A 25,459-nucleotide genomic window follows, 5' to 3' on the forward strand; every position below is an offset into this window, starting at 1 on the left:
TGGAACCGCTCCCACTGGTGCGGATGAAGTTAGCGCCAAGTGCTGGTAAAGGACAGAGGCGTCGCACTGTTGATCAATCGAACAATTTCGACTCTTCAAGCACCTTGACCCCTTCGACCCCCCTCTCCAATATGGGAGCGCTCCCACTGGTTCAAGGCTTGTTGCTGCTCCGCCCCCACTTCTCCGAGCCGCAAGGAGGAACCAGGACATGCACCCAAGTTCCAGAAGCAGACGCCGGAGGACCCGGCGTCTGTGGACCGCCGTGGCGGCGGCCCTCGCGCTTCCGTTCACCATGCTCGCGAATGGCTCAACTCCCGCTCAGGCGGCGGGAGTTCAGTGCAGCGTCGACTACAAGACCAACGACTGGGGCTCCGGCTTCACCGCCGATCTCACGCTCACCAACCGGGGCACGGACCCGATCAACGGCTGGACCCTGACGTACGACTACACGGGCAACCAGACACTGACGAGCGGCTGGAACGGGACCTGGTCGCAGTCCGGCAGGACGGTCACCGCGAAGAACGCCTCCTGGAACGGGACGATCGCCGCCGGGGCAGCGGTCTCCACCGGCGCGCAGTTCACCTACAGCGGCACCAACACGGCGCCCGCCTCCTTCGCGATCAACGGCACCACCTGCACCGGCGCCCACCAGCCGCCGGTCACCGTGCTGACCAGCCCGGCCGCGGGCGCGGTCTACACGCAGGGCGACGCGATACCGCTGGCCGCGACCGCGGCGGCCGCCGACAACGCGACGATCGCCAAGGTCGAGTTCTACGACGACACGACCCTGCTGGGCACGGACACCAGCTCCCCCTACACACTGTCGACCTCCAGCTTGACCGTGGGCGGTCATTCGCTGGTGGCCAAGGCGTACGACAGCCTGGGCGCCTCCGCGGCGTCCACACCGGTCGGCATCACGGTCGCCTCAGGTCCCGCCGTGGTGGCCTCGCCGACGCAACTCGGCGTCCAGCAGAGCAAGTCGGGAACGTTCGCAGTGCAGCTTTCGAAACAGCCGGCCGCGAACGTGACGGTGACAACCGCCCGTACGGACGGCAATACGGGACTGTCCGTGACCGGCGGCGCCTCGCTCACCTTCACCCCGGCCAACTGGAACACGGCACAGAACGTGACCGTCACCGCCGACGCCTCCGGGACCGGTGCCGCGACCTTCACGGCCTCGGCGACCGGGTACGCCAAGGCGACGGTCACCGTGACGGAGCTGGCCGCGTCGAAGGCGTACGACGCGCGTTTCCTGGACCTCTACGGCAGGATCACCAACCCGGCGAACGGCTACTTCTCGCCCGAGGGCATCCCCTACCACTCGGTGGAGACGCTGATCGTCGAGGCGCCGGACCAGGGTCATGAGACGACGTCGGAGGCGTACAGCTATCTGATCTGGCTGCAGGCGATGTACGGGAAGGTCACCGGCGACTGGTCCAAGTTCAACGCCGCGTGGACGACCATGGAGACGTACATGATCCCCACCCACGCCGACCAGCCGACGAACTCCTTCTACAACGCCTCGAAGCCCGCGACCTACGCGCCGGAACTCGACACCCCGAACGAGTACCCGGCCAAGCTCGACACCGGTGTCTCCGTCGGCTCGGACCCGATCGCGGCCGAGCTGAAGAGCGCGTACGGCACGGACGACGTGTACGGCATGCACTGGCTCCAGGACGTCGACAACGTCTACGGCTACGGCAACGAGCCCGGCAAGTGCGAGGCCGGACCGACCGCGACCGGACCGTCGTACATCAACACCTTCCAGCGCGGCGCGCAGGAGTCGGTGTGGGAGACCGTGCCGCAGCCGACCTGCGACGCCTTCAAGTACGGCTCCACCAACGGCTATCTGGACCTCTTCACCGGGGACTCCTCGTACGCCAAGCAGTGGAAGTACACCGACGCGCCGGACGCCGACGCGCGGGCCGTGCAGGCCGCGTACTGGGCCGACGTATGGGCCAAGGCGCAGGGCAAGGGCGGCGATGTGTCCACGACCGTCGGCAAGGCGGCGAAGATGGGCGACTATCTGCGCTACGCCATGTACGACAAGTACTTCAAGAAGATCGGTAACTGTGTCGGCCCGTCGACCTGCGCGGCCGGCACCGGAAAGGACGCCTCGCACTATCTGCTCTCCTGGTACTACGCCTGGGGCGGCGCGACCGACACCTCGGCGGGCTGGGCCTGGCGCATCGGCTCCAGCCATGTCCACGGCGGCTACCAGAACCCGCTGGCCGCGTACGCGCTCAGCTCGTACGCCGATCTGAAGCCCAAGTCCTCGACAGGGGCGGCCGATTGGAGCACCTCCCTCACCCGGCAGCTGGAGTTCTACCGCTGGCTGCAGTCCAACGAGGGCGCCATCGCGGGCGGCGCGACCAACAGCTGGGCGGGCCGTTACGCGACCCCGCCGACCGGGACGCCGACCTTCTACGGCATGTACTACGACCAGCAGCCGGTGTACCACGACCCGCCGTCCAACCAGTGGTTCGGCTTCCAGGCCTGGTCCATGGAGCGGGTCGCCGAGTACTACCAGCAGACGGGGAACGCGAGCGCGAAGGCGATCCTCGACAAGTGGATCTCCTGGGCGCTGTCCAAGACCACGATCAACCCGGACGGCACCTACCAGATCCCCTCCACGCTCCAGTGGTCCGGCGCACCCGACACCTGGAACGCCTCAAGTCCCGGCGCCAACACCGGACTTCACGTGACCGTCGCCGACTACACCAACGACGTCGGTGTGGCCGCCGCATACGCCAAGACCCTGTCGTACTACGCCGCCAAGTCCGGCAACGCCCAGGCGAAGACGACGGCGAAGGCACTCCTCGACGGCATGTGGAGCAACTACCAGGACAGCCTGGGCATCGCCGTCCCGGAGACCCGCGCCGACTACAACCGCTTCGACGACACGGTCTACGTACCGTCCGGCTGGAGCGGCAAGATGCCGAACGGCGACACGATCAACTCCACGTCGACCTTCACCTCGCTCAGGTCCTTCTACAAGAACGACCCGAACTGGTCGAAGATCGAGGCCTATCTGGCGGGCGGAGCCGCGCCCTCCTTCACGTACCACCGGTTCTGGGCCCAGGCGGACATCGCCCTGGCCATGGGCTCGTACGCGGAGCTTCTCGAATAGTCCCCGCCGAGCGCTCCGCGGGTCGGGCGGTACTTGAGCTGCGGGCCGGTTGTGGCCGGTCGCGCAGTTCCCCGCGCCCCTGTCGGGGCGCGGTTGCCGGCCGCGATTCATCGGAACCGCTTGAAGGCTCCGCGTGCGTGGTCTCGTCACCTGACGACGGGGCCGCCTGGCCGGGCGGCCCCCACCCGCACTGGGGGCCGCCCGGTCGTCATGCCCTCCTTCAGAGAGGACCCCACCGTGCGAAGAACCCGTATCCTCACGGCCGTACTGGCACTGGCCGCCGGCCTGCTGGCGGGCAGTCCGTCCGCCCTCGCCGCGAGCACCCCGACAACGACGCTCGCCGCCGACACGTACACCTGGAAGAACGCCCGGATCGACGGCGGCGGCTTCGTCCCCGGCATCGTCTTCAACCGCTCCGAGAAGAACCTCGCCTACGCCCGCACGGACATCGGCGGCGCCTACCGCTGGCAGGAGTCGACGAAGACCTGGACCCCGCTCACGGACTCGATCGGCTGGGACCGGTGGGGCCACACCGGGGTGGTCAGCCTCGCGTCCGACTCCGTCGACCCGAACAAGGTGTACGCGGCGGTCGGCACCTACACGAACAGCTGGGACCCCGGCAACGGTGCCGTGCTGCGCTCCGCCGACCGGGGCGCGAGCTGGCAGAGGACGGACCTGCCCTTCAAGCTGGGCGGGAACATGCCGGGCCGGGGCATGGGCGAGCGCCTCGCGATCGACCCCCGCAAGGACAGCGTGCTGTACCTCGGCGCGCCGAGCGGCAAGGGTCTGTGGCGGTCCACGGACTCGGGTGTCACGTGGTCGCAGGTGACCAACTTCCCGAACGTCGGCACCTACGTGCAGGACGCGACCGACACGAGCGGCTACGCCAGCGACAACCAGGGCATCGTGTGGGTGACCTTCGACGAGTCCACGGGCACCTCCGGAAGCGCCACGCAGACGATCTACGTCGGGGTCGCCGACAAGGACAACGCGGTCTACCGCTCGACGGACGGCGGCGCGACCTGGTCCCGGCTCGCCGGACAGCCCACCGGCTACCTCGCCCACAAGGGCGTCCTCGACGCCACGAACGGCTACCTCTACCTCGCCTACAGCGACAAGGGCGGCCCGTACGACGGCGGCAAGGGCCGGCTGTGGCGGTACGCGACCAGGACCGGGACCTGGACGGACATCAGCCCGGTCGCGGAGGCCGACACCTACTACGGATTCAGCGGACTGACCGTCGACCGGCAGCATCCGGGCACGGTGATGACCACGGCGTACAGCTCGTGGTGGCCGGACACCCAGATCTTCCGATCCACCGACAGTGGCGGCACCTGGACGAAGGCCTGGGACTACACCTCGTACCCGAACCGCTCGAACCGCTACACGATGGACGTGTCGTCCGTGCCCTGGCTGACGTTCAACGCGAACCCGTCGCCCCCCGAGCAGTCCCCCAAACTCGGCTGGATGACCGAGGGGTTGGAGATCGACCCGTTCAACTCCGCCCGGATGATGTACGGAACGGGTGCGACGATCTACGGCACCGAGAACCTCACGAACTGGGACAGCAACAGCCAGTTCACGATTCGGCCGATGGTCCAGGGCCTGGAGGAGACGGCCGTCAACGACCTGGCCGCTCCCCCCTCCGGGGCCACCCTCCTCAGCGCCCTCGGTGACATCGGCGGCTTCCGGCACACGGACCTCACCAAGGTGCCGTCGATGATGTACACCTCGCCGAACTTCACCACGACGACGAGCCTCGACTACGCCGAGACCAACCCGAACACGGTGGTGCGCGTCGGCAACCTCGACTCGGGCCCGCACATCGCCTTCTCCACGGACAACGGCGCCAACTGGTTCGCGGGCACCGACCCTTCGGGCGTCAGCGGTGGCGGCACGGTCGCCGCGGCGTCCGACGGCAGTCGTTTCGTGTGGAGCCCGGCGGGCGCGGGGGTGCAGTACACGACCGGCTTCGGTACGTCGTGGTCGGCGTCCGGCGGCATCCCGTCCGGGGCGCTCGTGGAGTCGGACCGGGTCGACCCGAAGACCTTCTACGGGTTCAAGTCCGGTCGTTTCTACGTCAGTTCGGACGGCGGCGCGACCTTCACCGCCTCCGCCGCCACCGGCCTGCCGAGCGGTGACAGCGTGCGCTTCAAGGCGCTGCCCGGCGCGAAGGGTGACGTGTGGCTGGCGGGCGGCGCGAGCGACGGCGCGTACGGGCTGTGGCACTCCACGGACGGCGGCGCGAGCTTCACCAAGCTGTCGAACGTCGACCAGGCCGACACCATAGGCTTCGGCAAGGCGGCGACCGGCGCCTCGTACCAGACGCTCTACACCAGCGCGAAGATCGGCGGGGTGCGTGGCATCTTCCGCTCGACGGACAAGGGCGCGAGCTGGACCCGCATCAACGACGACGCCCACCAGTGGGGTTGGACCGGCGGCGCGATCACGGGAGACCCGCGGATCTACGGACGCGTCTACATCGCGACCAACGGGCGCGGAATCATCTACGGCGACAGCTCCGACACCGGTGGCGGGGGTGGCGGTACGGATCCGACGCCCCCGCCGACGGGCGCCTGCGCGGTGACGTACAAGATCACCAACCAGTGGTCGGGCGGCTTCCAGGCCGACGTGGCGCTCACCGACACCGGCACCACCGCCTGGAGCGGCTGGTCCCTCTCCTGGGCCTTCGCGGACGGACAGAAGATCACCCAGGCCTGGAACGCCGACGCCACCCAGTCGGGCACGACGGTCACAGCGAAGAACCTGACCTGGAACGCGAACGTGGCGGCGGGTTCGTCGGTGAGCTTCGGCTTCACGGGAAGTTGGACGGGGTCGAACACCACACCCACGTCCTTCAAGCTGGGGGATCAGACCTGCACGGTGAGCTGAGCGAGTAGGGGCGCGCCACACCCGGCACGCGCCCCTACTGCTTACGGCGTGTAGACCGTCGGCCGGGGTGCCGTCGTCATCCCGTCGCCGATGAAGAAGCTCGGGTGCGGGGGCTGGTTGTAGGCGGTGTTCTGCCAGGCCAGGGCCGTGCGGTACTGGGTGTCGTGGAGGAGGGTGGTGATCCTTGTGGTCGTCTCGTAGGGGGTGGAGTAGATCCTGAGGGCCGTGTTGTCGGTCGTCGGCCAGACGACCTCCTCGCGCCAGTCTCCGAGGATGTCGCCGGACAGTGACGGAGTCGCCTTGGTGCTGTTGTTGGAGTGGACGCCCGAACCGGTCAGCAGGCGGGTGTCGGACGAGGTGCCGTACTTGTCGATGTGGGTGTCGTCGAGGAGTTCACGGACGGGGTCGCCGTCCCACCAGGACAGGAAGTTGATGCTGCCCGGCTTGCGGGTCGCCACCACCGTGCCCTGCGGGTTGCGGACGCCGTCGGCGTGCGAGGACCAGGACTCGGCGCCCGCGCTGCCCGCCCAGATGTCACCGGAGACGCCTCGGCCGTTGTCGCCGTTGGCCGCCGTGGACCAGAGGATCGCGCCCGTCCTGGCGTCCGCCATCCAGGACGCCGGTTTCGAGGAGTCCTCATCGACCTTGAACTCCTCCAGGCCGGGGCGGGAAGGGTCGAGGTCGCCGACGTGCAGGGCGTCCCCGTGTCCGTTCTTGGTGGTCCACAGGCCGTTGCCGTTGTCGTCCACGGCCATCGAGCCGTACACAATCTCGTCCTTGCCGTCCCCGTCGACGTCCGCGACCGACAACTGGTGGTTGCCCTGGCCGTCGTAGCCCTTGCCGCTGTTGGTCGAGGAGTTGGTGTCGAAGGTCCAGCGCCGGGTGAACGCGCCGCCCCGCCAGTCCCAGGCGGCGATGACGGTACGGGTGTAGTAGCCACGCGCCATGACGAGGGAGGGCCGGGAGCCGTCCAAGTAGGCCGTTCCCGCGAGGAATCGGTCGACGCGGTTGCCGTACGAGTCGCCCCAGGAGGAGACCGTGCCGCGCGCCGGGACGTAGTCGACGGTGCCCATGGCGGCGCCCGTCTGCCCGTTGAACATGGTCAGGTACTCGGGCCCGGACAGCACGTATCCGCTGGAGTTCCGGTAGTCGGCGGAGGAACTGCCGATCACCGTGCCCCGGCCGTCCGTCGTCCCGTCCGCCGTCTTCATGGCGACCTCGGCCTTGCCGTCGCCGTCGTAGTCGTACACCTGGAACTGTGTGTAGTGCGCGCCCGAGCGGATGTTCCTGCCCAGGTCGATGCGCCACAGGCGGGTGCCGTCGAGCTTGATGCCGTCGATGACGGTGTTGCCGGTGTAGCCGGACTGGGAGTTGTCCTTGGCGTTGGTGGGCTGCCACTTGAGGACGAAGTCGAGTTGGCCGTCGCCGTCGAGATCCGCGACGGAGGCGTCGTTGGCCTCGTAGGTGTAGGCGACTCCGTCGGGAGTGGTGCCGCCCGCGGGCGGGGTGATGGGCACGTCCTTGTATCCGGTGCGGAACTGGACGGCGTGGACGGAGTCGGCCTGCTCGACGCCGTTCACGACCGCGCGCACCGTGTAGTCGGCCTGGGCGGGCGCACCCGAATGGAAGTAGTTGGTGGAGCCGGTGATCGGCGACGAGTTGACCAACGTACCGGCGCGGTAGACGTTGAACGACACGTCGTTCGGGTCGGTGCCGAGCCAGCGCCAGCTGACCAGGTTGCCGCTGTCGGTGTGGACACTGACGACGCCCCGGTCGAGGGACTCCACCTGTCGGGCCGTGGCCGCATGGGCCGTTCCGGTGCCGAGGGCGGTGAGCCCGGCGGCGATCAGGGCGACCGTGGCCACCAGGGCCGAACCGATGACGCGTCTGCGGTGCTGCCTGTGCGGGTGCTGCACGATGGTTACCTCCTGGGAGGACAGACTGCTTCTGTCCCCTCAGTTGCCGTGGTGGGCAGAGGAGTTGCCGCCTTTGGACACCTGCGTGCACGTGCCTTCTACGCGTACAGGCGGGCCAGTGCCGCCACCGTGCGCGCGATGCGCTCCCTCAGTTCGGCGGGCTCCACCACCTCGATCGCCGCGCCCAGTCCGAGGAATGCGTCGTGGGCCTGGTCGATGGACTCGATGGGGACGGTGGCGCGGGTCCAACCATCCGTATCTGTACGGCCGTTGACCTCGGCGGCACGGGCCGCCGGGCCGGTGAGAACGGCTCCCGGCGCGATCCGGATCACGGCCTCGGCGCGGTGCAGCCGGTCGTGGAACTCCTGTTGGTACGCCGTCCAGTACGCGGCCAGGTCGAACGTCTCCGGGCGGCTGAACTCCTCCACTGTCGAGGTGAGTTCGAGAATCTGGTCGACGCGGAACGTGCGCGGACCGGGGCCCGCGACGACGTACCAGCGGCCCGCCTTCAGGACCAGGCCGTACGGTTCCAGGCGGCGCCGCACATCCGTGGGCTCGCGCCAGCGGCGGTACAGGACGTGCACCACCCGCGCGTTCCAGACGGCGTCGGCGACGGCGGGGAGGTACGGGGTGTCGTCGGCGTCCGCGTACCAGCCGGGGGCGTCCAGGTGGAAGCGGCCGCTGATCCGGTCGGCGTGCGTGCGCAGCTCGCGCGGGAGGGCGGCGCGCACCTTCAGCTGAGCGGCGGCCAGGACCGGACCGAGGCCCAGCTCGGCGGCGGGGCCGGGGACGCCGGCGAGGAAGAGGGCCTCGGCCTCCCCCTCCGTGAGGCCGGTGAGACGGGTGCGGTAGCCGTCGAGGAGGCGGTAGCCGCCGGCGTGCCCCGCGTCGCCGTACAGCGGGACGCCCGCCGCGCTCAGTGCCTCGACGTCCCGGTAGACCGTGCGCACCGAGACGTCGAGTTCCTCGGCGAGGTCGGCGGCGGTCATCCGGCCGCGGGTCTGGAGCAGCAGGAGGATCGAGACGAGTCGGCTGGACTTCACTGACATATGGTGTCAGTGAAGTCGGCCTAGCGTGCGCGTCATGGCCTCGACGACCTTTCCGAACTCCTCGAACGAACCGAACGACCCACGCTCCCGGAACTTCAGGGAGAAACTGCTGACCGTGCCGCCGCCCATCGAGGTGGCGGGGCGACGGATCAAGCGCTACCACGTCACCGCGGACCCGGCCGGTATCGCACCCGACGTCGAGGCGGCGGCGTACGCGATGCTGCCGAAACTGCTGCCGGAGCCCGACGGCACACCGCCCGCGACCTTTGTCGTACTGCACCGGGGCGGAGACGACGGCGCCTACCTCAACGCGTACAGCTGGGTGTGGGACAACGTCCTGCACTTCCGCGGCGCGTCGGCGGGCCAGCCGGTTCTGGGCTGCCCGGACCGGGACCCCACGCACTTCATCACACCCGACCTCCCCTGGATCGGCTGCGTCTGGGAGCTGCCGCCGATCCTGCACGAACGCGATGCCTGGGTACGGCACATGCTCGCGCCCGACGCCCCCGACCTCGACGCCTACCTCGCCGACACCCTCCCCGAGGGCACGACTGGAGACCGCTCATGAGCAGCCCGCACGACTTCGACTTCTTCCACGGCGAGTGGGACGTCCACCACCGGCGTCTGACCGACTTCCTCGATCCCGACAGCGGCTGGGAGGAGTTCGGGGCCACGAACCGCTGCTGGAGCCTGTTCGACGGCGCCGCGAACATCGACGAGATGACGGTGCCCGGTGAGGGTTGGCAGGGGCTCACCCTGCGGCTCTTCGACCCGGCGGCGCGGGTGTGGTCGCTGAACTGGTCGTCGAGCCGCAGCGGGAAGCTGTTTCCGCCGGTGGTGGGGCGGTTCGGGTCCGACGGGCGGGGTGCGTTCCACGGCGACGACACGCACGACGGGAAGGACGTGCGGGTGCGGTTCGTGTGGTCGGGGATCTCCCCGACCACGGCCCGCTGGGAGCAGGCCTTCTCCGTGGACAGGGAGATGACGTGGGTGACCAACTGGGTCATGGAGTTCGCGCGGCGGGGATCTTCCTGAACGCGCGGAGAGCGAACTGCGGGTCGGGGCGCGGGACTTCCTGATCGGGCAGCGCTTCGAGCAACGTGACGAAACGCTCGGTCAGCGGGTCGTCCGGGGCGATCCGGGTGAACCAGCCGCGGCGCAGGTCCGCCACCGTGCTGCGCGGGCTGCGGCCCTGGCCGTGGCCCCGGAAACGGGCCCGACCGGTCGGGGTGAGGCCGTGCTCGACGGCGTACGCCTCGACGTCCTCGGTGCGGTCCTGGGCGGGGCGGCGCGGGCGGGAGGCGAGTACGGCGTCGATGTCGCTGCCCACGTCGTGCGCGGCGGCCTTGTCGACGGTGGTGACGTACACCCCGCCCGGGCGCAGGACCCGCGCGCACTCGGCGACGATGGCGCGGACGTCCTCGGCGCCGTCGACCAGATGGAGCAGCCAGACGCTGGTGACGGCGTCGAACGAGGCGTCGGGGAAGGGCAGTCGGCGGCTGTCGGCGCGGACCACCGCGCCCGGGAGCCGTGCCGCCGCCATCCGGGCCATGCCCTGCGCGGCGTCCGCGCCCGTCACGCGGAGCGTCGGCCGGGCGGCGGCGAGGCGGCGCGTGACGATTCCGGTGCCGCAGGCGACGTCGAGCAGGGCCTGTACGTCGTCGGGGACGAGGCCGAGTACGGCGTCCGCGGCAGCGGCCGCTCTGGGCTCACCGCCCCTGCTGGCGTCGTATGCGTCGGCTTCCTTGTCGTAGTCCAGCATGCGGATCAGTGTGCGCCATGTCCCGGAGCGAGTGCCTCCACCCTGCGGGCGAGCTTGAGGTCGAGCTCGGTGACGGCGCCGCCGACGCTGTGGGTGTTCACGGTGAGGGAGATCGTGTTGTAGCCGAGGGTGAGGTCGGAGTGGTGGTCGAGCTCCTCCTGTACCTGGGCGATGTGTACGACCATCGCGGTCGCGGCGAAGTGGGAGGGGAGGCGGTAGGAGCGGGCGAGGTGGTCGCCGTCCAGCGACCAGCCGGGCAGCTCCGCGAGCTGATCCTCGATCTCCTTCTGCGACAGGGGTTCGACGGGCATGATCTCGCTCCGTTCTTCGTGCGGTGGGGATGCGGTGGGGTGCGGTGGGGGCCTTTTCTCAGCCTGCCACAGTCCCTCGACCAGGGCTCTCCGGCGCTCCGGCCCCATCCCTGGGGGCTCCGCCCCCAGACCCCCGGGTGTGTGCTTCGACTGCGGGTGGGTGGGGGCTGGTCGCGCAGTTCCCCGCGCCCCCAAAAGCCCCGGCCGGCCGGCGTTCGAGGGCAAGGCCCATGCTCCACCCATGGCCTTCCTCGGTTACGGTCGGCGTATGTCCATCGTCGCCGCTGGTCCGACCAGGCCCTCAACCACCCCTGCCGGCAAAGGCGTCGGCCCGCTGCTGCGGGGCTGGCGGGAGCAGCGCCGGGTCAGCCAGCTGGAACTGGCGCTGCGGGCCGACTCCTCGGCCCGCCACATCAGCTTCATCGAGACCGGCCGCTCCCGCCCGAGCGAGGAGATGGTGCTGCGGCTGGCCGAACACCTCGACGTCCCCGTACGGGAACGCAACGCGCTGCTGCTGGCCGCCGGCTACGCGCCCCACTACCCGGAGACCCCCCTCGACGACCCCTCGATGGACGCCCTGCGCCAGGGCATGGAGCGGCTGATCCAGGGCTACGAGCCCTACCCGGCGCTGGTGGTCGACGCCACCTACACCGTGCTCGCCGCCAACCGTGGCATCACCATGCTCCTGGAGGGCGTCTCCGAGTCGCTGCTCACACCGCCGCTGAACGCGATGCGGCTGACCCTCCACCCGGAGGGCCTGGCGCCGCGGATCCGCAACCACCGCGAGTGGCGCGACCACCTGCTCGCGCAGATGGAACGGCAGATCGCCCTGGACCGCTCCGAGCCACTGCGTGCGCTCCACGAGGAGGTGGCGGCCTACCCGGTACCGGAGCAGGAACAGGCAGGGGAACTGGATGGTGGCGTCGAGCCCGTTCCCTATTTCGCGCTCCCCCTGCAGATCGAGCACGGCGGGCGCGTGCTGTCCTTCATCTCCTCCATCTCCACTTTCAACACCCCGATGGACGTGACCGTCGCCGAGCTGGCCATCGAGACGTTTCTGCCCGCGGATCCGGCGACGGTCAAATACCTTCAGTCACTGGTGTCTTGACGGAGCGTCGCCGATCCGTTTGAGTGGTGGCTTCGGCGCTTGGGGAGGGCGTGGCGTGAGTGAGCGGCGGGCTGCGCCCACCGTGGGGCAAGTGGTGCTCGGGCGGCGGCTGCAGGAATTGCGGGAGGCCACCGGGCTGAAGCGGGAAGAAGCCGCGCGTGTCCTGCGTGTCGCCCCGGCGACGGTGCGGCGGATGGAGATGGCCGAGGTCGCCCTCAAGATCCCGTACCTCCAGGTGCTGCTGACGACGTACGGCGTGGCCGACGACGAGGTGGCCGCCTTCGTCGCGCTCGCCGAGGAGGCGAACCAGCCGGGCTGGTGGCAGCGGTTCCACGATGTGCTGCCGGACTGGTTCAGCATGCACGTCAGCCTGGAGGGCGCCGCCCGTCTGATCCGCTCGTACGAGCCGCACTTCGTGCCCGGGCTGCTGCAGACCGAGGAGTACGCGCGCGCCGTGCTGGAGGCGGGAACGGTGGGCCAGACGGGCCCCGAGGCCATCGAGCGGCATGTGACGCTGCGCATGACGCGGCAGCAGCTGCTGCTGGGGCGCGAGCACCGGCCCCACCTCTGGGTGATCATGGACGAGACCGCGCTGCGGCGTCCGGTGAGCATCCGTGGCGAGGTCATGCGGGACCAGATCGACCGGCTGCTGCGGGAGATGGAGAGCGACGACATCTCCGTCCAGGTCGCCGAGTACGCGAGCGGCCCGCATCCGGGGACGTACACCTCCTTCGCGCTGTTCCGCTTCGCGGAGCCGGAACTGCCCGACATGGTCTACAGCGAGTACCTGACCGGTGCCATCTACCTCGACTCGCGCGCCGAGGTGGCCATGCACCTGGAAGTGCTGGACCACATGTCCGCCCACGCCGCCTCCGTGCCCCGCACCAAGGAGATCCTGCGGGAGATCCGGGACTCCTACTGAGAAGTTCCCAGGGAGGGGCTCTTGGCGGGGAGTTCCCAGGGAGGGGCTCTCCTCGAGCCCCTCACCTCGAGGGTCCTTACGCCGCGCCGCCCCTCGTCTCCCTCTCGTCGTCCACGATCTCGGCGTCCACCACACCCTCCTCCGCCGCCGTGGTGTGCTCGGCGGCCGGCTCCTCCCGGGGCGTCTGCTGGGCCTGGGCGTACATGGCCTGGCCCATCTTCTGGCTCACCGAGGCCAGATTCTCGACGCCGCCGCGCAGGGCGGCGGTGTCGGTGGCGGAGTCCTCCAGGAGGCGCTTGAGGTCGGCGACGGCGGACTCGACCTCGGGTTTCGTCCCGGAGGGGATGCGCTCCTCGTTGTCGCGGAGGAACTTCTCGGTCTGGTAGACGAGTTGTTCGGCCTGGTTGCGGGTCTCGGCGGCCTCGCGGCGCGCGCGGTCCTCCTCGGCGTACTGCTCGGCCTCGCGCATCATGCGGTCGATGTCGTTCTTGGGGAGCGCGGAGCCACCCGTGACGGTCATCTTCTGTTCGCGCCCGGTGGCGAGGTCCTTCGCGGAGACGTGCATGATCCCGTTGGCGTCGATGTCGAAGGCGACCTCGATCTGCGGGACTCCGCGCGGCGCGGGCGGCAGCCCGGTGAGGTCGAAGACGCCGAGCTTCTTGTTGTACGCGGCGATCTCGCGTTCGCCCTGGTAGACCTGGATACCGACCGAGGGCTGGTTGTCCACGGCCGTGGTGAAGATCTCCGAACGGCGGGTCGGGATCGTGGTGTTGCGCTCGATGAGCTTGGTCATGATGCCGCCCTTGGTCTCGATGCCGAGGGACAGCGGGGTGACGTCGAGGAGCAGGACGTCCTTCACGTCCCCCCGGAGGACACCCGCCTGGAGGGCCGCGCCGAGCGCCACGACCTCGTCCGGGTTGACGCCCTTGTGCGGGTCCTTGCCGGCGAGTTCCCTGACCAGGTCCGTGACGGCGGGCATCCGGGTCGAGCCGCCGACCAGGATGACGTGGTCGATCGCGGCGAGCTTGACGCCCGCGTCCTTGACCGCCTGGTGGAAGGGGGTCTTGCAGCGGTCGAGCAGATCGGCGGTCAGCTCCTGGAACTGGGCGCGGGTCAGTTTCTCCTCGAGGTGCAGGGGGCCGTCGGCGGTGGCGGTGATGTAGGGCAGGTTGATGGTGGTCTCGGAGGAGCTGGACAGTTCGATCTTGGCCTTCTCGGCGCCCTCGCGCAGCCGTTGCAGCGCCATCTTGTCGTGGCCGAGATCGATGCCGTACGAGGCCTTGAAGCGCTGTGCGAGGTGTTCGACGATCCGCTGGTCCCAGTCGTCGCCGCCGAGCCGGGTGTCGCCGTTGGTCGCCTTGACCTCGATGACGCCGTCGCCGATCTCCAGGAGCGAGACGTCGAAGGTGCCGCCGCCCAGGTCGAAGACGAGGACGGTCTGCTCCTCGCCCCGGTCGAGGCCGTAGGCGAGGGCGGCGGCCGTCGGCTCGTTGATGATCCGCAGCACCTTCAGGCCCGCGATCTCGCCCGCCTCCTTGGTGGCCTGGCGCTGGGCGTCGTCGAAGTACGCGGGCACGGTGATCACGGCGTCCGTGACGTCCTCGCCGAGGTAGGCCTCCGCGTCCCGCTTCAGTTTCTGCAGGACGCGCGCCGACAGCTCCTGGGCGCGGTAGCGGGTGCCGTCGACGGAGCCCTTCTCCGGGAAGCGCCAGCTCGCGTCGCCCATGTGGCGCTTGACCGAGCGCGCGGTGCGCTCCACGTTCGTCACCGCCTGCCGTTTGGCGACCTCGCCGACGAGCACCTCGCTGTTCTTGGCGAAGGCCACCACGGAGGGGGTGGTGCGCGCACCCTCCGCGTTGGTCACGACGGTGGGGTCGCCGCCTTCCAGGAGGGCCACCACCGAGTTCGTCGTACCGAGGTCGATCCCGACCGCACGTGCCATGTCCGTCCCCTTCCGCCAGGGCGCTGCCCACCTTCAAGCACAAAACTTGAGTGCGTTCTTGTCAATGGGGCGGACATGACAGCGCCGCGGGCCCTGCGCGGGGACCGCGGCGCCGTACTGCTCCCGGACGTCAGGCCAGCTTGGCCGTCAGGGTGATCGTCGTGCCGGTCAGCGCCGCGCTGACCGGGCAGTTCTTCTTCGCGTCCTCGGCCGCCGCGACGAAGCCGTCGTTGTCGAGGCCCGGCACCGTGCCCTCCACGGTCAGGTGGATGCCGGTGATGCCCTCGCCGGGCTGGAAGGTGACGTCGGCGTTGGTGACGAGCTTGGTGGGCGGGGTGCCCGCGCCCGCGAGGGCGTGCGACAGCGCCATGGAGAAGCAGCTGGAGTGGGCGGCGGCGATCAGCTCCTCGGGGCTGGTCTTGCCGTTGGCGTCCTGCGCCCGCGACGCCCACGTCACCGGCTGCTGGCCGATGCCGGAGGAGTCGAAGGTGACGACGCCGCTGCCCTCGAGCAGGTTGCCTTCCCACACGGTGTGCGCGGTGCGCGTGGTTGCCACGATGATTCCCTTCGATGGGGTCCCGTTTTCGGGGTCCGTGCGCACCATCCGATCACACCTGCGCGCGACTCACCCAGAATGACGGCTCACCGAGACCGCGAAGACGGTTCACCGCACCCGGAAGACGGGTCCCCGCGCCGTGAACGGGAGCCGCGCGCCCTGCGGAATCAGATACGCGTGCTCGCGCCGCACCCGCAGCACGTCGCACCAGCCGTCCGTGATGACCAGCAGCGGCGCGCCCGGCGGGAAGTCGTCCGCGCGGTGCAGCAGATCGATGCCGGGCTGCAGCACCGTACCGCCGCGCCCGTGCACCCGTACGCGACCGGCGATCTCGGTGACCGGAAGATAGCCCGCGTCGTGCGGCGCCGCGTCGCAGAACACCACCCGCGCGGCCGGTACGTCCCGGGCCTCGGCGTACGAGGCGATGGCGCCCAGCGCCTTGCCGAGCAGCGTGCGGTCCATGGAGCCGGAGGTGTCGAGGACGACGCCGAAGGTGCAGCGGGCGATCTCCTCGGGCGGGAAGTACCGTCCCGCGCGCGGGATGTCGGGGGTGGACGCCTGACGGCGCGAGGGGCGCGCGTACGTCCGTACCGGCTCGGGACGGGGCACGAACTCGTCGAACCAGCGGGCCAGGCGGGCGTCCCAGGGCAGCGGCGGATGGTCGAGCGCGCGGATCTCCTCGACCAGACCGCCCGGCAGATAGCCCCGCTCCAGCTGCTGGTGCAGGTCGAAGCCGTGGCTCAGGCCTCGCCGGTAAAGCTCGTCCAGGTCCACGTAGTCGCGCGGGGAGCCGAGCGGGGCGCCGAGGATGTCACCCGCGCCCTTGCCGCGCAGCGTGGACAGCCGGCGCATCCGGCGCAGGTCCTTCGCGATCCGGTCGTACACCTCCTCCGCCGAGAGGTCCTTCAACTCCGCGTCGTACAGGAGTCCTTCGGGCATCGTGCCGACCTGCATCTCGCACAGCCAGCCGTTGATGACGTAGTCGGCCGCGATGTTGAAGAGGTACGGGTCGCGGGCGCCGCAGCGGTCGCCGTGCCGCAGGGCGGCGTGCAGCATCTCGTGGGCGAGGACGAACCGCCATTCCTCGTCCTCCAGTTGACGCAGCGGGTTGATGTAGATCTCCCCCGCCTCCGCGTTCACGGCGGCGACGGAGATGTCGTGGGCGCGGGCCAGCTCGGCGTCGGCGACCAGGGTGATGCCGGCCGCGATGCCGCCGAGCAGCGGGTAGGAGGAGATGAACCAGCTCAGCGCCCGCTCCCAGGGCTGCAGCCGGGTGGGCCCGCCGCGCATCGAGCCGCGGCGGCCGCCGGCCATGTCCATCGCCGTGGCCACGGTGCGGGTCAGGGCGTGCGCGAACTCGAGCTGCCAGTCCGGGGCCTGACCGCCCTTCCAGGTGTCCCACGGCACCAGCAGCTGGTCCGGCTCGCCGCCGGCCGTACCGCAGCGCTCGTACGGGGCCGGAGTGCCCTCGCGCCGCCAGCGGGCGGCGAGTTGCTCCTCGTCGCCGTCGGGGTATGCGGGCGGCAGGTCCTCGGGGGTGAGGCCGATGGGGAAGCCGAGCAGGAAGCGGTTGACGACCGCGCAGCGGGCGGCGAGGGCGTGACGGTCGGGCTGCTCGCGCGTCTTCGGCGCCGCCGGGACATGGCCGAAGCCCAGGTGGATGACGGCGTGCGCGACCGCCCAGGCCCACTCGACGGGTTCGGCGCGGCGGGTGGGGTGGACGTGCAGTACGCCGTTGGAGTCGACGCGGACGAGACCGTCGCGCGGCGAGTCGGGGCAGTCCTCCTGGCGGCAGGTGCTGAAGCCGATGGCGGCGAGCGCCCGGTTGGCCCGCACCAGCCGCATCCCCTCCGCGAAGGCCTCCGCCGCCAGGTCCTTCTTCGGCTGTCCCTTACTACGGCTCGTCGAGGTACGGCTCACTGCCGCGCCTCGACCAGCCGGGGCATGTCGCGGGCCGCCTCGACCAGGAACCAGGCGGGCAGGAGAGGATTGCCGTCGGTGTCCGGGGCGATGACGCTCTGCGCGACCTCCACGGAGATCTCGGCGAGCTGCACGAGCAGCGACTTGGCGCGGTACGCGGTCTGCTGTCCGCTCGCCGAGAGGTGCTCCTTGCTGGCGGGCAGTTCCTTGACGAGCCGGCCGCGGAAGGACTCGGCGAGGTAGTAGAGCAGGTCTCGGTCCTCGGGGCGGTGCGGCCAGCGGGCGTCGCCCTTGACGATCGCCTCGATGCCGAACTGGCTGCGCACGATCTTCACATAGCCGCAGAAGGCGACCGCGTGCGCGGGCGTCAGCGTGCCGTGCGCGATCACCTTCAGGGTCGGCTCGTCGAGGGCCGGTCCGAAGGAGTGCAGCGCGTCGGAGAGCATGTGCCAGGAGCGGGGCGTGGAGAACGGCTCCTCGGTCTTCGGCGGCTTGGACCACAGGTGGTCGGGCCGGTCGGTGAGGTGGTCCACGACCCAGGGGTGAATGCCGTTGCCTGCGGCCCAGCCGAGCCAGTCCTTGGAGGAGGCCTCCAGGTGCACGTGCGTGAGGCGGTTGATCAGCGCGGAGGCGATCGGGCGGGCCAGCGCGTTGTCGGTGGCGCGGTTGCCCGCGCCGATCACGATCGAGCCCTTGGGCAGCTCGTAGTTGCCGATGCGGCGGTCCAGGATCAGCGAGTAGAACGCCTTCTGCACATCCGGCGTCGCCGCGTTCAGCTCGTCCAGGAAGAGGCAGTACGGCTCGTCCCGGGCGATCGCCTCCGGCGGGCAGAACACCGAGCGCCCGTCGCGGATCTGCGGGACGCCGATCAGGTCCTCGGGCGCGAGCTGGGTGCCGAGCAGGCTGACGCACTCCAGTCCCAGCGACTCGGCGAACTCCCTCACCAGGGAGGACTTTCCGATGCCGGGGGCGCCCCAGAGGAAGACCGGCCGCACGGTCGCGAGACCGAGCAGCAGTTCCGGTATACGGGCGGGGGTGACGGTCACTACTGCCTGCACGCAGCATCCTCGGGGGTCGGGAAGTGCCCCGCGGGTGCGCGGTGCTCCATGCGAACAGTGTGTGCGCGGGGCTCGCCGACCGCAGCCCATTTTCCGCCGCCACCGACCGGGGCCCGTCCGCCGCCACCGACCGCAGCCCGTTTTCCGCCGCCCCGGCCCCGCCCCCTGGCCGTGGCTCAGGCGGCGCGCTCGTCCGCGGGCGCCGCCAGCGGCACCTGGGGGCCGTCGCACTCGCGCAGCCAGCGCCGCAGTACGCGGTGCACCTGCTCCGCGCCCACGAGATCCGCGTCGTCCTCGACCGGCACGGACAGGGCCACCGGTGACAGCAGGAAGGGGCGTGCCTGGGCCCCGCCGAGTCCGCCGTGCGAGCCGATCTGCTCCTCGAAGGCGAGGACCTCGCCCTCCTTCGGGTCGTACGAGGAGTTGACCATGATGTCGGCGACGTGCGGGAAGGAGTGCGTACGTCGTACGGCGTCGGCGGCGCCGGGGCCGAAGTCGGCGAGCGGACCCGGGCGCGCGTCGTCGAGCCTGTCGACCGGCGCCTCCGCGCCGTTCGCGCCCAGCACGAGACCGCCGTGCTCCTCGCTGCGGACCAGCACGAAGCCGACGCCGGGGTGGTTGGCGAGGGTGGACAGCAGCGCGGGGTGGCGGCGGTCGATCTCCTCCCGGCTCATCCGGTGCGGCACGTCGGGGAAGGAGACCAGGCCGAGGTTGCCGGAGGCCAGCACGATGGGCTCGGAGCGGCGCGAGGGACGGTGACGCTCGCCGCGCTCCTCGACCGGTCTGCGCAGCGCGGCCCGCACCGCCGCCCGCGCCTCGGTGCCGCTGTGGGTGCGCTGCGCCTTGCGCGGCACGGGCAGGCCGCAGCCGGCCCGGACCAGGTTGCCGAGGCTGAGGCCGTAGCGGGTCAGGAAGGTCTCGCCGGGGCTCTGGCCGTGGTCCGACAGCACCACTATCCGGTAGGGCCGCGGGGCGTGTTCGGCGACCTTGGCCACCAGGGCGAGGGACCGGTCGAGGCGCTCCAGGACCTTGTCGGCGTCCCGGCTGCGCGGCCCTGAGTGGTGGGCCACCTCGTCGTACGCCACCAGGTCCGCGTAGACCGCGTTGCGCCCGGCGAGCATGTCGCCGATCACCGCGGCGACGACGACGTCCCGCTCGACGACGGTCGCGAAGGCGCGCACGAAGGGGTACAGCCCGCCGCGCTTGACCCGGGGCCGCCGCTTCTTCATCCGGGCCCCCGTGGACTGGCCCATCTCGCGCAGCACCTCGGCGACGAAGGACATGGCCGTACGGACGGCGTTGGCGGGGTCGCTGAAGTAGGCGAAGTAGCCGGAGCGGGAACGGTTCTCCCGGCCCCTTCGCGCGGCCATGGACAGCACCAGAGCCAGCTGGTCGGCGCCGCCGCTGAAGAGGTTGCCGCGGCTGGCGCCGTCGACGGTGAGCAGGCCTCCGTCGCCGGTGTACTCGATGGCCCGGCGCTGGAGTTCGGCGGCGCTGGAGGGCCGGTTGCACACCATGACCTCGTGGGTGTCCTTCTCGTACCAGCGGAAGGCCGGCACGTCGTGATTGCTGCCGTGCAGGATGCCGAGCTGGCTGGCGCCGGTCTGGCTGGACCAGTCGGTGCGCCACGGGGTGAGGCGGTGGGTGGGGCAGCCGCCCTCCCCGGAGCCGTCGAGCCACTGCGCGACGGTGGGCATCAGCCCCTTGCCGACCGCCTCCTGCAGCACGTCGTGGCCGACGCCGTCGAGCTGGAGGAAGACGGCACCGGGGGTCGAGGGCCAGGCCTGCCCGTCGCCGCGCCTGCGGCGCCGGTCGGCGAGCCGGTAGAGCCTGCGCCGGTAGGCGTCGTCGTCACGGACGGCGAGGGCACCCCCGGTGGCCGAGGCGACCGCGGACATCACGGCGGCGACGACCACGGCGGTCTCGGGCGCGGCCTCGCCCTGCCCGGAGGGGTTGATGCGCAGGGCTATCAGCAGCAAGGAGCCGTTCAGGAAGAAGACGAGCAGACCGAGCACGAGGGCGGGCACCAGGAGCAGTGCCCGTACGAGCAGGGGCCACACGAGCGAGGAGAGCAGACCGAAGACGGCCGCGCCGACCCCGGCGGTGACGGCGATCCGCGTGGCGCTGTCGCCGTTGCTGGACTCCAGCTGGAAGTCGGGCAGCACACCGGCGAGGACGAGCATGGTGACCGTGGACACGGCCCACACCGCGATGCTCCGCCACACTCCGCTGAGAAGTCGCCGCCAACGCCTTCCGCCCACGCCCTGTCCACCTCACGTCCCGGCCCGCCCGGTGTGCGAGGCCGCTCCCACCCTGTCACAACGGTCGAGCGGCCCCCGGTGTCCCCCTCAGCGGCCGTCGTAGCCCGCGGTCGGCATCGACAGGCGGCGGTGGACCCGGGCCTTCATCTGGGCGTCGTACGACGGTTCCGCGCACCCGACCGTCTCGATCCGTACGCCGCGGCGGGCGCACTCGGCGGTGAACTCGTCCACGGAGGCGAGGGCGCGCTCCAGGACGCGGTGACTCGGCGCGACGAACAGGTCCACGAGGCCCGCCTCGACGTCCGCCCACAGGGTGCGGTGGTCGGGGCGCAGACCGCGGACGAGGAGTTCGCGGGTGACGACGTAACCGCGCTCGGCGGCCCAGCGGGCGCACATCGCGTACTGGCTGCGGGAGTCCACGAGGAAGGGATCCGCGTCGAGCTCCTCCAGGGGCGTCAGGCTCGCGATGGCCGTGACGCGGACCAAGGTCGGCACTGCGGAGGCGCTGCGCGCGTGTCCCATGGCGTCCCCCCTCACCTCCGGGTTTCGCGGCCGACCCTACTCCTGCACGTAGGCTCGGGGGGAGTCGCACGGAGGAGGCAAAGAAGTGCCGGTGGAGATCACCTGGTGGGGGCACGCCACTTGCACGCTGGAGGACTCCGGCACACGCGTCCTCACCGATCCGCTCTTCGCGCGCCGGCTCGCGCACCTGCGGCGCAGGCGCGGGGCGCCGCCCCCTCCCGAGGCGGCGGTCGCGGATGTGGCGCTGGTCTCGCATCTGCACGCCGACCATCTCCATCTGCCCTCGTTGCAGCGGCTCGCGCCGGGCACCCTGGTGCTGGTGCCGAAGGGCGCGCCGCGCGTGGTGCCGGCGCTGCGCAGGCTGGACCATCTGCGGTTCGTCGAGGTGGCGCCCGGGGACCTGACCGAGGTCGGTGACCTGGTCGTACGTACGGTGTCGGCGCGGCACGACGGGCGGCGACTGCCGGTCGGACCGCACCGCTCCCCCGCGCTGGGCTTCGTGGTGGAGGGCGAGGCCCGGACGTATTTCGCCGGGGACACCGGGCTGTTCGAGTCGATGGCCGAGGAGGTCGGACCGGTCGACGTGGCGCTGCTGCCGGTCGGCGGGTGGGGCCCGTTCCTCGGGGAGGGACACCTGGACGCGGGGCGGGCCGCCGAGGCGCTGGCCCGGCTGATGCCGAGGAGCGCGGTGCCGGTGCACTACGGCACGTACTGGCCCATCGGCATGGACAGCGTGCGCCCCCATGAATTCCATGCGCCGGGTGATGAGTTCGTGCGCCTGGCTGGGGAGCGTGCGCCCCAGGTGGCGGTGCACCGGCTCGAACACGGCGAGAGCGTGCGCCCGGAGGTCGCGCGGTGACGCCTCTGACCGCCATGGGCGCGGCCCCCGCGATATTCCTGTCCGCCAAGAGCACCGCCCCCGCCCTGTTCCTGTCCGCCACGGGCGCGGCCGTGTCACCGGAGAGCACGCAGCAGGCGATCGGCTATCCGTCGCTGTTCGTGCTGGTGCTGATCGGCGCGCTGGTCCCGGTGGTGCCGACGGGTGCGCTGGTCAGTTCGGCGGCCGTGGTGGCCTTTCACGAGACGGCGCCGTTCGCCCTGCTGCTGGTCTTCGCGGTGGGCTCGCTCGCGGCGTTCCTCGGTGACGTGGCGCTCTACTGGCTCGGCCGGCGCGGCATGGGATCCAAGAACGGCTCGCGCTGGCTGGAGGCGATCCGGGTGCGCGCCCCGGAGGACCGCCTCACCCAGGCCCAGGAAAAACTGGACGACCACGGCGTCGCCGTCCTCGTCCTGTCCCGCCTCGTCCCGGCGGGCCGCATACCGGTGATGCTCGCCTGCCTGCTGGCGAAGATGCCCCTGCGCACCTTCGCCCGCGGCGACATCCCCGCCTGCCTCGCCTGGGCGGCCACCTACCAGGTCATCGGCATCCTCGGCGGCTCCCTCTTCGACGAGCCGTGGGAGGGCGTGGTGGCGGCGGTGGTCCTGACTCTGGCGATCAGTGCGGCGCCGGGGGTGTGGCGGAGGGTGCGCGGAACCGCGCCGCGATAGAAGCAGCGCCCGTGTAAGGGGCGCGAGGACTGCGCGAGCAACCACAGCCCACCCGCAGGCACCCCACCACCGCCATCACCCCAGGACCCGAGAGCCCCCCACCGCCAGATCCCACAGATTCCCCCGCTCCAAGCCCACCCGCTCCCAAGCCGCCTTCACCCGGGTCAACGGCTCGAGCACGGGCTCCGCGGACAGCACGAACGTCCCCCAGTGCATCGGCGCCATCCGCCGAGCCCCCAGGTCGACAGCCGCCCGAACAGCCTCTTCCGGGTCGCAGTGGACGTCACTCAACCACCACCGGGGGTCGTACGCCCCGATGGGAAGCAGGGCCAGGTCTATCCCCGGGTACCGCTGCCCGATGGCCGCGAACCAGTGCCCGTACCCCGTGTCCCCCGCGAAGTACACCCGCTGTCCTTCGGGCGCCGTCAGCACCCAGCCGCCCCACAGCGTGCGGCAGGTGTCGGTGAGACCGCGCTTGGACCAGTGGTGCGCGGGGACGAAGTCGAAGCGCACGCCGTTCAGTTCGACCGCCTCCCACCAGTCCAGCTCGGTGACCCGGGTGAACCGGCGGCGCCGGAACCAGCGCCCGAGTCCGGCCGGCACGAACACCGGTGTGTCGCGCGGGAGTCGGCGCAGCGTCGGCGCGTCCAGATGGTCGTAGTGGTTGTGGCTGATGACGACCGCGTCGACGCGCGGCAGCGCGCTCCAGGCCACGCCGACCGGGGTGATCCGGGCCGGGGTGCCGAGGATCTTGCGGGACCAGACCGGGTCGGTGAGGACGGTGAGCCCGCCCATGCGGATCACCCAACTCGCGTGCCCCGCCCAGGAGACGGCGACGGTACGGGTGCCCACCCGCGGCAGCGGCCCCGGTTCGAAGGGCAGCACTGGAATGTCGGTGAGCCCCCCGGGCCCCGGCCGCAGCGCCCCCTCACGGGCGAACCGCGCGAAGGCCCGCAGTCCCGGCAGCGGCGCGGTCAGCCGGTCGACGAACGACCGCGGCCACACACGGCGCTCACCGAGCGGACGGGGTTCGGCGAGAGGTGGGGGCTCGACGAGCGGACGGAGAGGAACGGCCAGTGAGGAACGCCCCGCCGTCGGGGCCATGGCGGACGCCGGCTCCTCGGCGTCCCGCGTGTTCGTGGCCACGGACGTACTCGTGGATATGGACGTGCTCGGGGATACGGACGTGCTCGGGGACGTACTCGTGCTCGTGGTCGACTCGGACTGCTGCGTCATCGAGGAGGCTCCCATCGCTGAGCGTCGTCACGGAGATCGTCGAACGCCGACCCCAGGAGGGTCAACGCGCGTTGCACCTGTGGCAGTTCCAACGGTGAGGGTGAACTGAGGCATTCCGCCCGTTCCTCGTCGGTGGCGCCGAGCAGCGGTCCGGTCTCCAACCGCACGCGCAGCGCCTCGAGGTCGTCCCCGAAGCGGTGGCCGCCCGGCGCGGGCATGCCGAGCCGGGCGGTGAGGAAGTCCTCCAGTTCCTGTGCGTCCCCGACGCCGAGGGCGGTCAGCGCGGAGCTCAACGGGCCGAGATCCACGTACAGATGTCGGCCGGCCTGTGGCGGCCGTGCGAGGGCCCCCGACCCGACCACCGCGCGGTGCGCGGCGAGAGCCACGCGCGCGTGCAGACGTACGGCGGCGCTCACCCGCTCGGTGACCGCGTCCGGCTCGCCGAGCGCGTACGCGGCCGCCGCCGCGACCGGTTCGGCGACCCGGGCACCGAGCACGGTGAGCACGTCGAGGACGCGGGCGCGCAGCCGAAGGCCCTCGTCGGTGTCCGGGAAGCGGGCGACGGCGGCCGGCCAGCCCTGCGGCAGGAAGGCGCCCGCGAGGTCCGTCAGCACAGTGACCTCGCCGGGGAGCATCTCGGCGGGGCTGAGCAGCACGGTGTCGTGCGGCCGGTGCAGGGTGTCGCGCCAGGTCTCGTCGCTGACCACGTGCAGTCCCTCGCCCACCGCGGCCTCCACGGTCTCGTGCACCACCTCGGGCGGTGCGACGGTGGCGGTGGGGTCGTCGGCGACGGAGAGCACGAGCAGGCGCGGGTCGCCGCCCTCGGCGCGGACCCGGCGGACGGTCTCCAGGAGTGCGTACGGATCCGGCAGGCCACCGCACTCCGCGGGCGTCGCCGCGTGGAACACGGAGCGGCCCAGGAGGCGGACCTGCGGTGCCCACCAGGCGGCGCACGGGCGCGGCACCAGGACGTCGCCGCCGAGTGCGCCGGTCAGCGCGAGGAGCAGCGCGGGGGCGCCGGGGGCGGCGACCACCCGGTCGCGGTCGGCGGCCAGGCCCCGCCGGGTCCAGTAACCGCAGGCGGCGTCGAGAAGCGCGGGGCCGCCGCCGGAGGGCTCGGCGTGGGCGTGGCCCGCCGCGTCGGCGAGCACGGCGCGCAGCTCGGCCAGTACCGGCAGGCCCTGATCGGGAAGGGGCGGCCCGTAGCGGACCGGACCGTGTCCTTCCGGAACCGTCCGCCGCATCCGTGCCTCCGTGCAGTCCGTGGTGCCGTGCCCTGTCGTTACCCGGGCTCCCGCCCCGCCATGGGCGCCCGGCCGGGTTGCG

At 71.1% G+C, this 25,459-nt stretch carries 20 protein-coding genes; 8 read left to right on the forward strand and 12 right to left on the reverse strand.

Annotated elements, in window-relative coordinates; genetic code table 11:
• Window positions 1–208: 208 nt before the first annotated feature.
• Together KVT44_RS19430 and KVT44_RS19435 are read left to right on the forward strand one after the other, a co-directional pair.
• The gene (locus KVT44_RS19430) at window positions 209–3,130 is read left to right on the forward strand and encodes a glycoside hydrolase family 48 protein (protein ID WP_217567930.1); all 2,922 of its coding nucleotides are present in this window, start codon (window positions 209–211) and stop codon (window positions 3,128–3,130) included.
• Between the two features lie 237 nt (window positions 3,131–3,367).
• Entirely contained in the window at window positions 3,368–6,022 is a 2,655-nt protein-coding gene (locus tag KVT44_RS19435; protein ID WP_217567931.1) for a cellulose binding domain-containing protein, read from the forward strand.
• A gap of 41 nt (window positions 6,023–6,063) precedes the next feature.
• Here KVT44_RS19435 and KVT44_RS19440 read toward each other — a convergent pair whose 3' ends face one another.
• Both KVT44_RS19440 and KVT44_RS19445 read right to left on the reverse strand, forming a co-directional pair.
• Window positions 6,064–7,887: a rhamnogalacturonan lyase gene (locus tag KVT44_RS19440; RefSeq protein WP_308314052.1), complete on the reverse strand. Its 1,824-nt coding sequence runs from the start codon at window positions 7,885–7,887 to the stop codon at window positions 6,064–6,066.
• Window positions 7,888–8,036: 149 nt separating this feature from the next.
• Window positions 8,037–8,981 carry a YafY family protein gene (locus KVT44_RS19445; protein ID WP_217567932.1) on the reverse strand — a complete coding sequence of 315 codons (945 nt, stop codon included), beginning with the start codon at window positions 8,979–8,981 and terminating at the stop codon, window positions 8,037–8,039.
• A 121-nt stretch (window positions 8,982–9,102) separates the two neighbouring features.
• Between KVT44_RS19445 and KVT44_RS19450 the strand changes: the two genes are divergently transcribed.
• Together KVT44_RS19450 and KVT44_RS19455 are read left to right on the forward strand one after the other, a co-directional pair.
• Entirely contained in the window at window positions 9,103–9,555 is a 453-nt protein-coding gene (locus tag KVT44_RS19450; RefSeq protein ID WP_180293213.1) for a hypothetical protein, read from the forward strand.
• Entirely contained in the window at window positions 9,552–10,022 is a 471-nt protein-coding gene (locus KVT44_RS19455; protein WP_217567933.1) for a hypothetical protein, read from the forward strand. The genes KVT44_RS19450 and KVT44_RS19455 overlap by 4 nt, the downstream gene beginning before the upstream one ends.
• Here KVT44_RS19455 and KVT44_RS19460 read toward each other — a convergent pair.
• Both KVT44_RS19460 and KVT44_RS19465 read right to left on the reverse strand, forming a co-directional pair.
• Window positions 9,991–10,749, reverse strand: a complete 759-nt coding sequence (locus KVT44_RS19460) for a class I SAM-dependent methyltransferase (protein WP_217567934.1) — start codon at window positions 10,747–10,749, stop codon at window positions 9,991–9,993. The two genes, KVT44_RS19455 and KVT44_RS19460, sit on opposite strands and share 32 nt — an antisense overlap.
• A gap of 5 nt (window positions 10,750–10,754) precedes the next feature.
• A complete protein-coding gene (locus KVT44_RS19465) occupies window positions 10,755–11,060 on the reverse strand; it encodes a 4a-hydroxytetrahydrobiopterin dehydratase (RefSeq protein WP_099919776.1) in 306 nt (101 codons plus the stop codon).
• Between the two features lie 268 nt (window positions 11,061–11,328).
• Here KVT44_RS19465 and KVT44_RS19470 point away from each other — a divergent pair, with 268 nt between their 5' ends.
• Window positions 11,329–12,168, forward strand: coding sequence for a helix-turn-helix domain-containing protein (locus KVT44_RS19470; RefSeq protein ID WP_217567935.1), 840 nt, complete (start codon window positions 11,329–11,331; stop codon window positions 12,166–12,168).
• 55 nt (window positions 12,169–12,223) lie between these two features.
• Window positions 12,224–13,090: a helix-turn-helix transcriptional regulator gene (locus KVT44_RS19475; RefSeq protein WP_054236665.1), complete on the forward strand. Its 867-nt coding sequence runs from the start codon at window positions 12,224–12,226 to the stop codon at window positions 13,088–13,090.
• Between the two features lie 76 nt (window positions 13,091–13,166).
• On the opposite strand, the gene dnaK is transcribed toward KVT44_RS19475, so the two are convergent.
• The 6 genes from dnaK to KVT44_RS19505 form a co-directional block, all read right to left on the reverse strand.
• A complete protein-coding gene (gene dnaK / locus KVT44_RS19480; RefSeq protein WP_217567936.1) occupies window positions 13,167–15,032 on the reverse strand; it encodes a molecular chaperone DnaK in 1,866 nt (621 codons plus the stop codon).
• Window positions 15,033–15,162: 130 nt separating this feature from the next.
• Window positions 15,163–15,588 carry an OsmC family protein gene (locus tag KVT44_RS19485; RefSeq protein WP_060901013.1) on the reverse strand — a complete coding sequence of 142 codons (426 nt, stop codon included), beginning with the start codon at window positions 15,586–15,588 and terminating at the stop codon, window positions 15,163–15,165.
• 108 nt (window positions 15,589–15,696) lie between these two features.
• The gene (locus KVT44_RS19490) at window positions 15,697–17,508 is read right to left on the reverse strand and encodes a hypothetical protein (protein ID WP_180292801.1); all 1,812 of its coding nucleotides are present in this window, start codon (window positions 17,506–17,508) and stop codon (window positions 15,697–15,699) included.
• Window positions 17,505–18,566: an ATP-binding protein gene (locus tag KVT44_RS19495; RefSeq protein ID WP_075029780.1), complete on the reverse strand. Its 1,062-nt coding sequence runs from the start codon at window positions 18,564–18,566 to the stop codon at window positions 17,505–17,507. Before KVT44_RS19495 ends, KVT44_RS19490 begins: the two co-directional genes overlap by 4 nt.
• Window positions 18,567–18,742: 176 nt before the next feature.
• Entirely contained in the window at window positions 18,743–20,827 is a 2,085-nt protein-coding gene (locus KVT44_RS19500; protein ID WP_217567937.1) for a phage holin family protein, read from the reverse strand.
• 87 nt (window positions 20,828–20,914) lie between these two features.
• Window positions 20,915–21,349 carry a hypothetical protein gene (locus tag KVT44_RS19505; RefSeq protein ID WP_054236669.1) on the reverse strand — a complete coding sequence of 145 codons (435 nt, stop codon included), beginning with the start codon at window positions 21,347–21,349 and terminating at the stop codon, window positions 20,915–20,917.
• Between the two features lie 85 nt (window positions 21,350–21,434).
• Between KVT44_RS19505 and KVT44_RS19510 the strand changes: the two genes are divergently transcribed.
• On the forward strand, window positions 21,435–22,208 hold the full coding sequence (locus tag KVT44_RS19510; protein ID WP_095851660.1) for an MBL fold metallo-hydrolase: 774 nt from the start codon (window positions 21,435–21,437) through the stop codon (window positions 22,206–22,208).
• A 14-nt stretch (window positions 22,209–22,222) separates the two neighbouring features.
• A complete protein-coding gene (locus KVT44_RS19515) occupies window positions 22,223–22,897 on the forward strand; it encodes a DedA family protein (protein ID WP_190168490.1) in 675 nt (224 codons plus the stop codon).
• Window positions 22,898–22,972: 75 nt separating this feature from the next.
• On the opposite strand, the gene KVT44_RS19520 is transcribed toward KVT44_RS19515, so the two are convergent.
• Together KVT44_RS19520 and KVT44_RS19525 are read right to left on the reverse strand one after the other, a co-directional pair.
• Window positions 22,973–24,133 (reverse strand): MBL fold metallo-hydrolase, encoded by a 1,161-nt coding sequence (locus KVT44_RS19520; RefSeq protein WP_217567938.1) that lies wholly within the window; start codon window positions 24,131–24,133, stop codon window positions 22,973–22,975.
• Entirely contained in the window at window positions 24,130–25,377 is a 1,248-nt protein-coding gene (locus tag KVT44_RS19525) for an aminotransferase class I/II-fold pyridoxal phosphate-dependent enzyme (protein WP_190168069.1), read from the reverse strand. The genes KVT44_RS19520 and KVT44_RS19525 overlap by 4 nt, the downstream gene beginning before the upstream one ends.
• Between the last annotated feature and the right edge of the window lie 82 nt (window positions 25,378–25,459).

Origin of the sequence: Streptomyces sp. GbtcB7 (assembly GCF_019091445.1) — a bacterium.
Taxonomy (GTDB): domain Bacteria; phylum Actinomycetota; class Actinomycetes; order Streptomycetales; family Streptomycetaceae; genus Streptomyces; species Streptomyces mirabilis.

What these genes read in the sequence shown, in the direction of transcription:
- KVT44_RS19430 (WP_217567930.1), top strand. Translation starts at nt 209, where the DNA reads ATGCACCCAAGTTCCAGAAGCAGACGCCGGAGGACCCGGCGTCTGTGG.
- KVT44_RS19455 (WP_217567933.1), top strand. Translation starts at nt 9,552, where the DNA reads ATGAGCAGCCCGCACGACTTCGACTTCTTCCACGGCGAGTGGGACGTC.
- KVT44_RS19460 (WP_217567934.1), bottom strand. Translation starts at nt 10,749, where the DNA reads ATGCTGGACTACGACAAGGAAGCCGACGCATACGACGCCAGCAGGGGC.
- KVT44_RS19465 (WP_099919776.1), bottom strand. Translation starts at nt 11,060, where the DNA reads ATGCCCGTCGAACCCCTGTCGCAGAAGGAGATCGAGGATCAGCTCGCG.
- KVT44_RS19470 (WP_217567935.1), top strand. Translation starts at nt 11,329, where the DNA reads ATGTCCATCGTCGCCGCTGGTCCGACCAGGCCCTCAACCACCCCTGCC.
- dnaK (WP_217567936.1), bottom strand. Translation starts at nt 15,032, where the DNA reads ATGGCACGTGCGGTCGGGATCGACCTCGGTACGACGAACTCGGTGGTG.
- KVT44_RS19505 (WP_054236669.1), bottom strand. Translation starts at nt 21,349, where the DNA reads ATGGGACACGCGCGCAGCGCCTCCGCAGTGCCGACCTTGGTCCGCGTC.
- KVT44_RS19515 (WP_190168490.1), top strand. Translation starts at nt 22,223, where the DNA reads ATGGGCGCGGCCCCCGCGATATTCCTGTCCGCCAAGAGCACCGCCCCC.
- KVT44_RS19520 (WP_217567938.1), bottom strand. Translation starts at nt 24,133, where the DNA reads ATGACGCAGCAGTCCGAGTCGACCACGAGCACGAGTACGTCCCCGAGC.
- KVT44_RS19525 (WP_190168069.1), bottom strand. Translation starts at nt 25,377, where the DNA reads ATGCGGCGGACGGTTCCGGAAGGACACGGTCCGGTCCGCTACGGGCCG.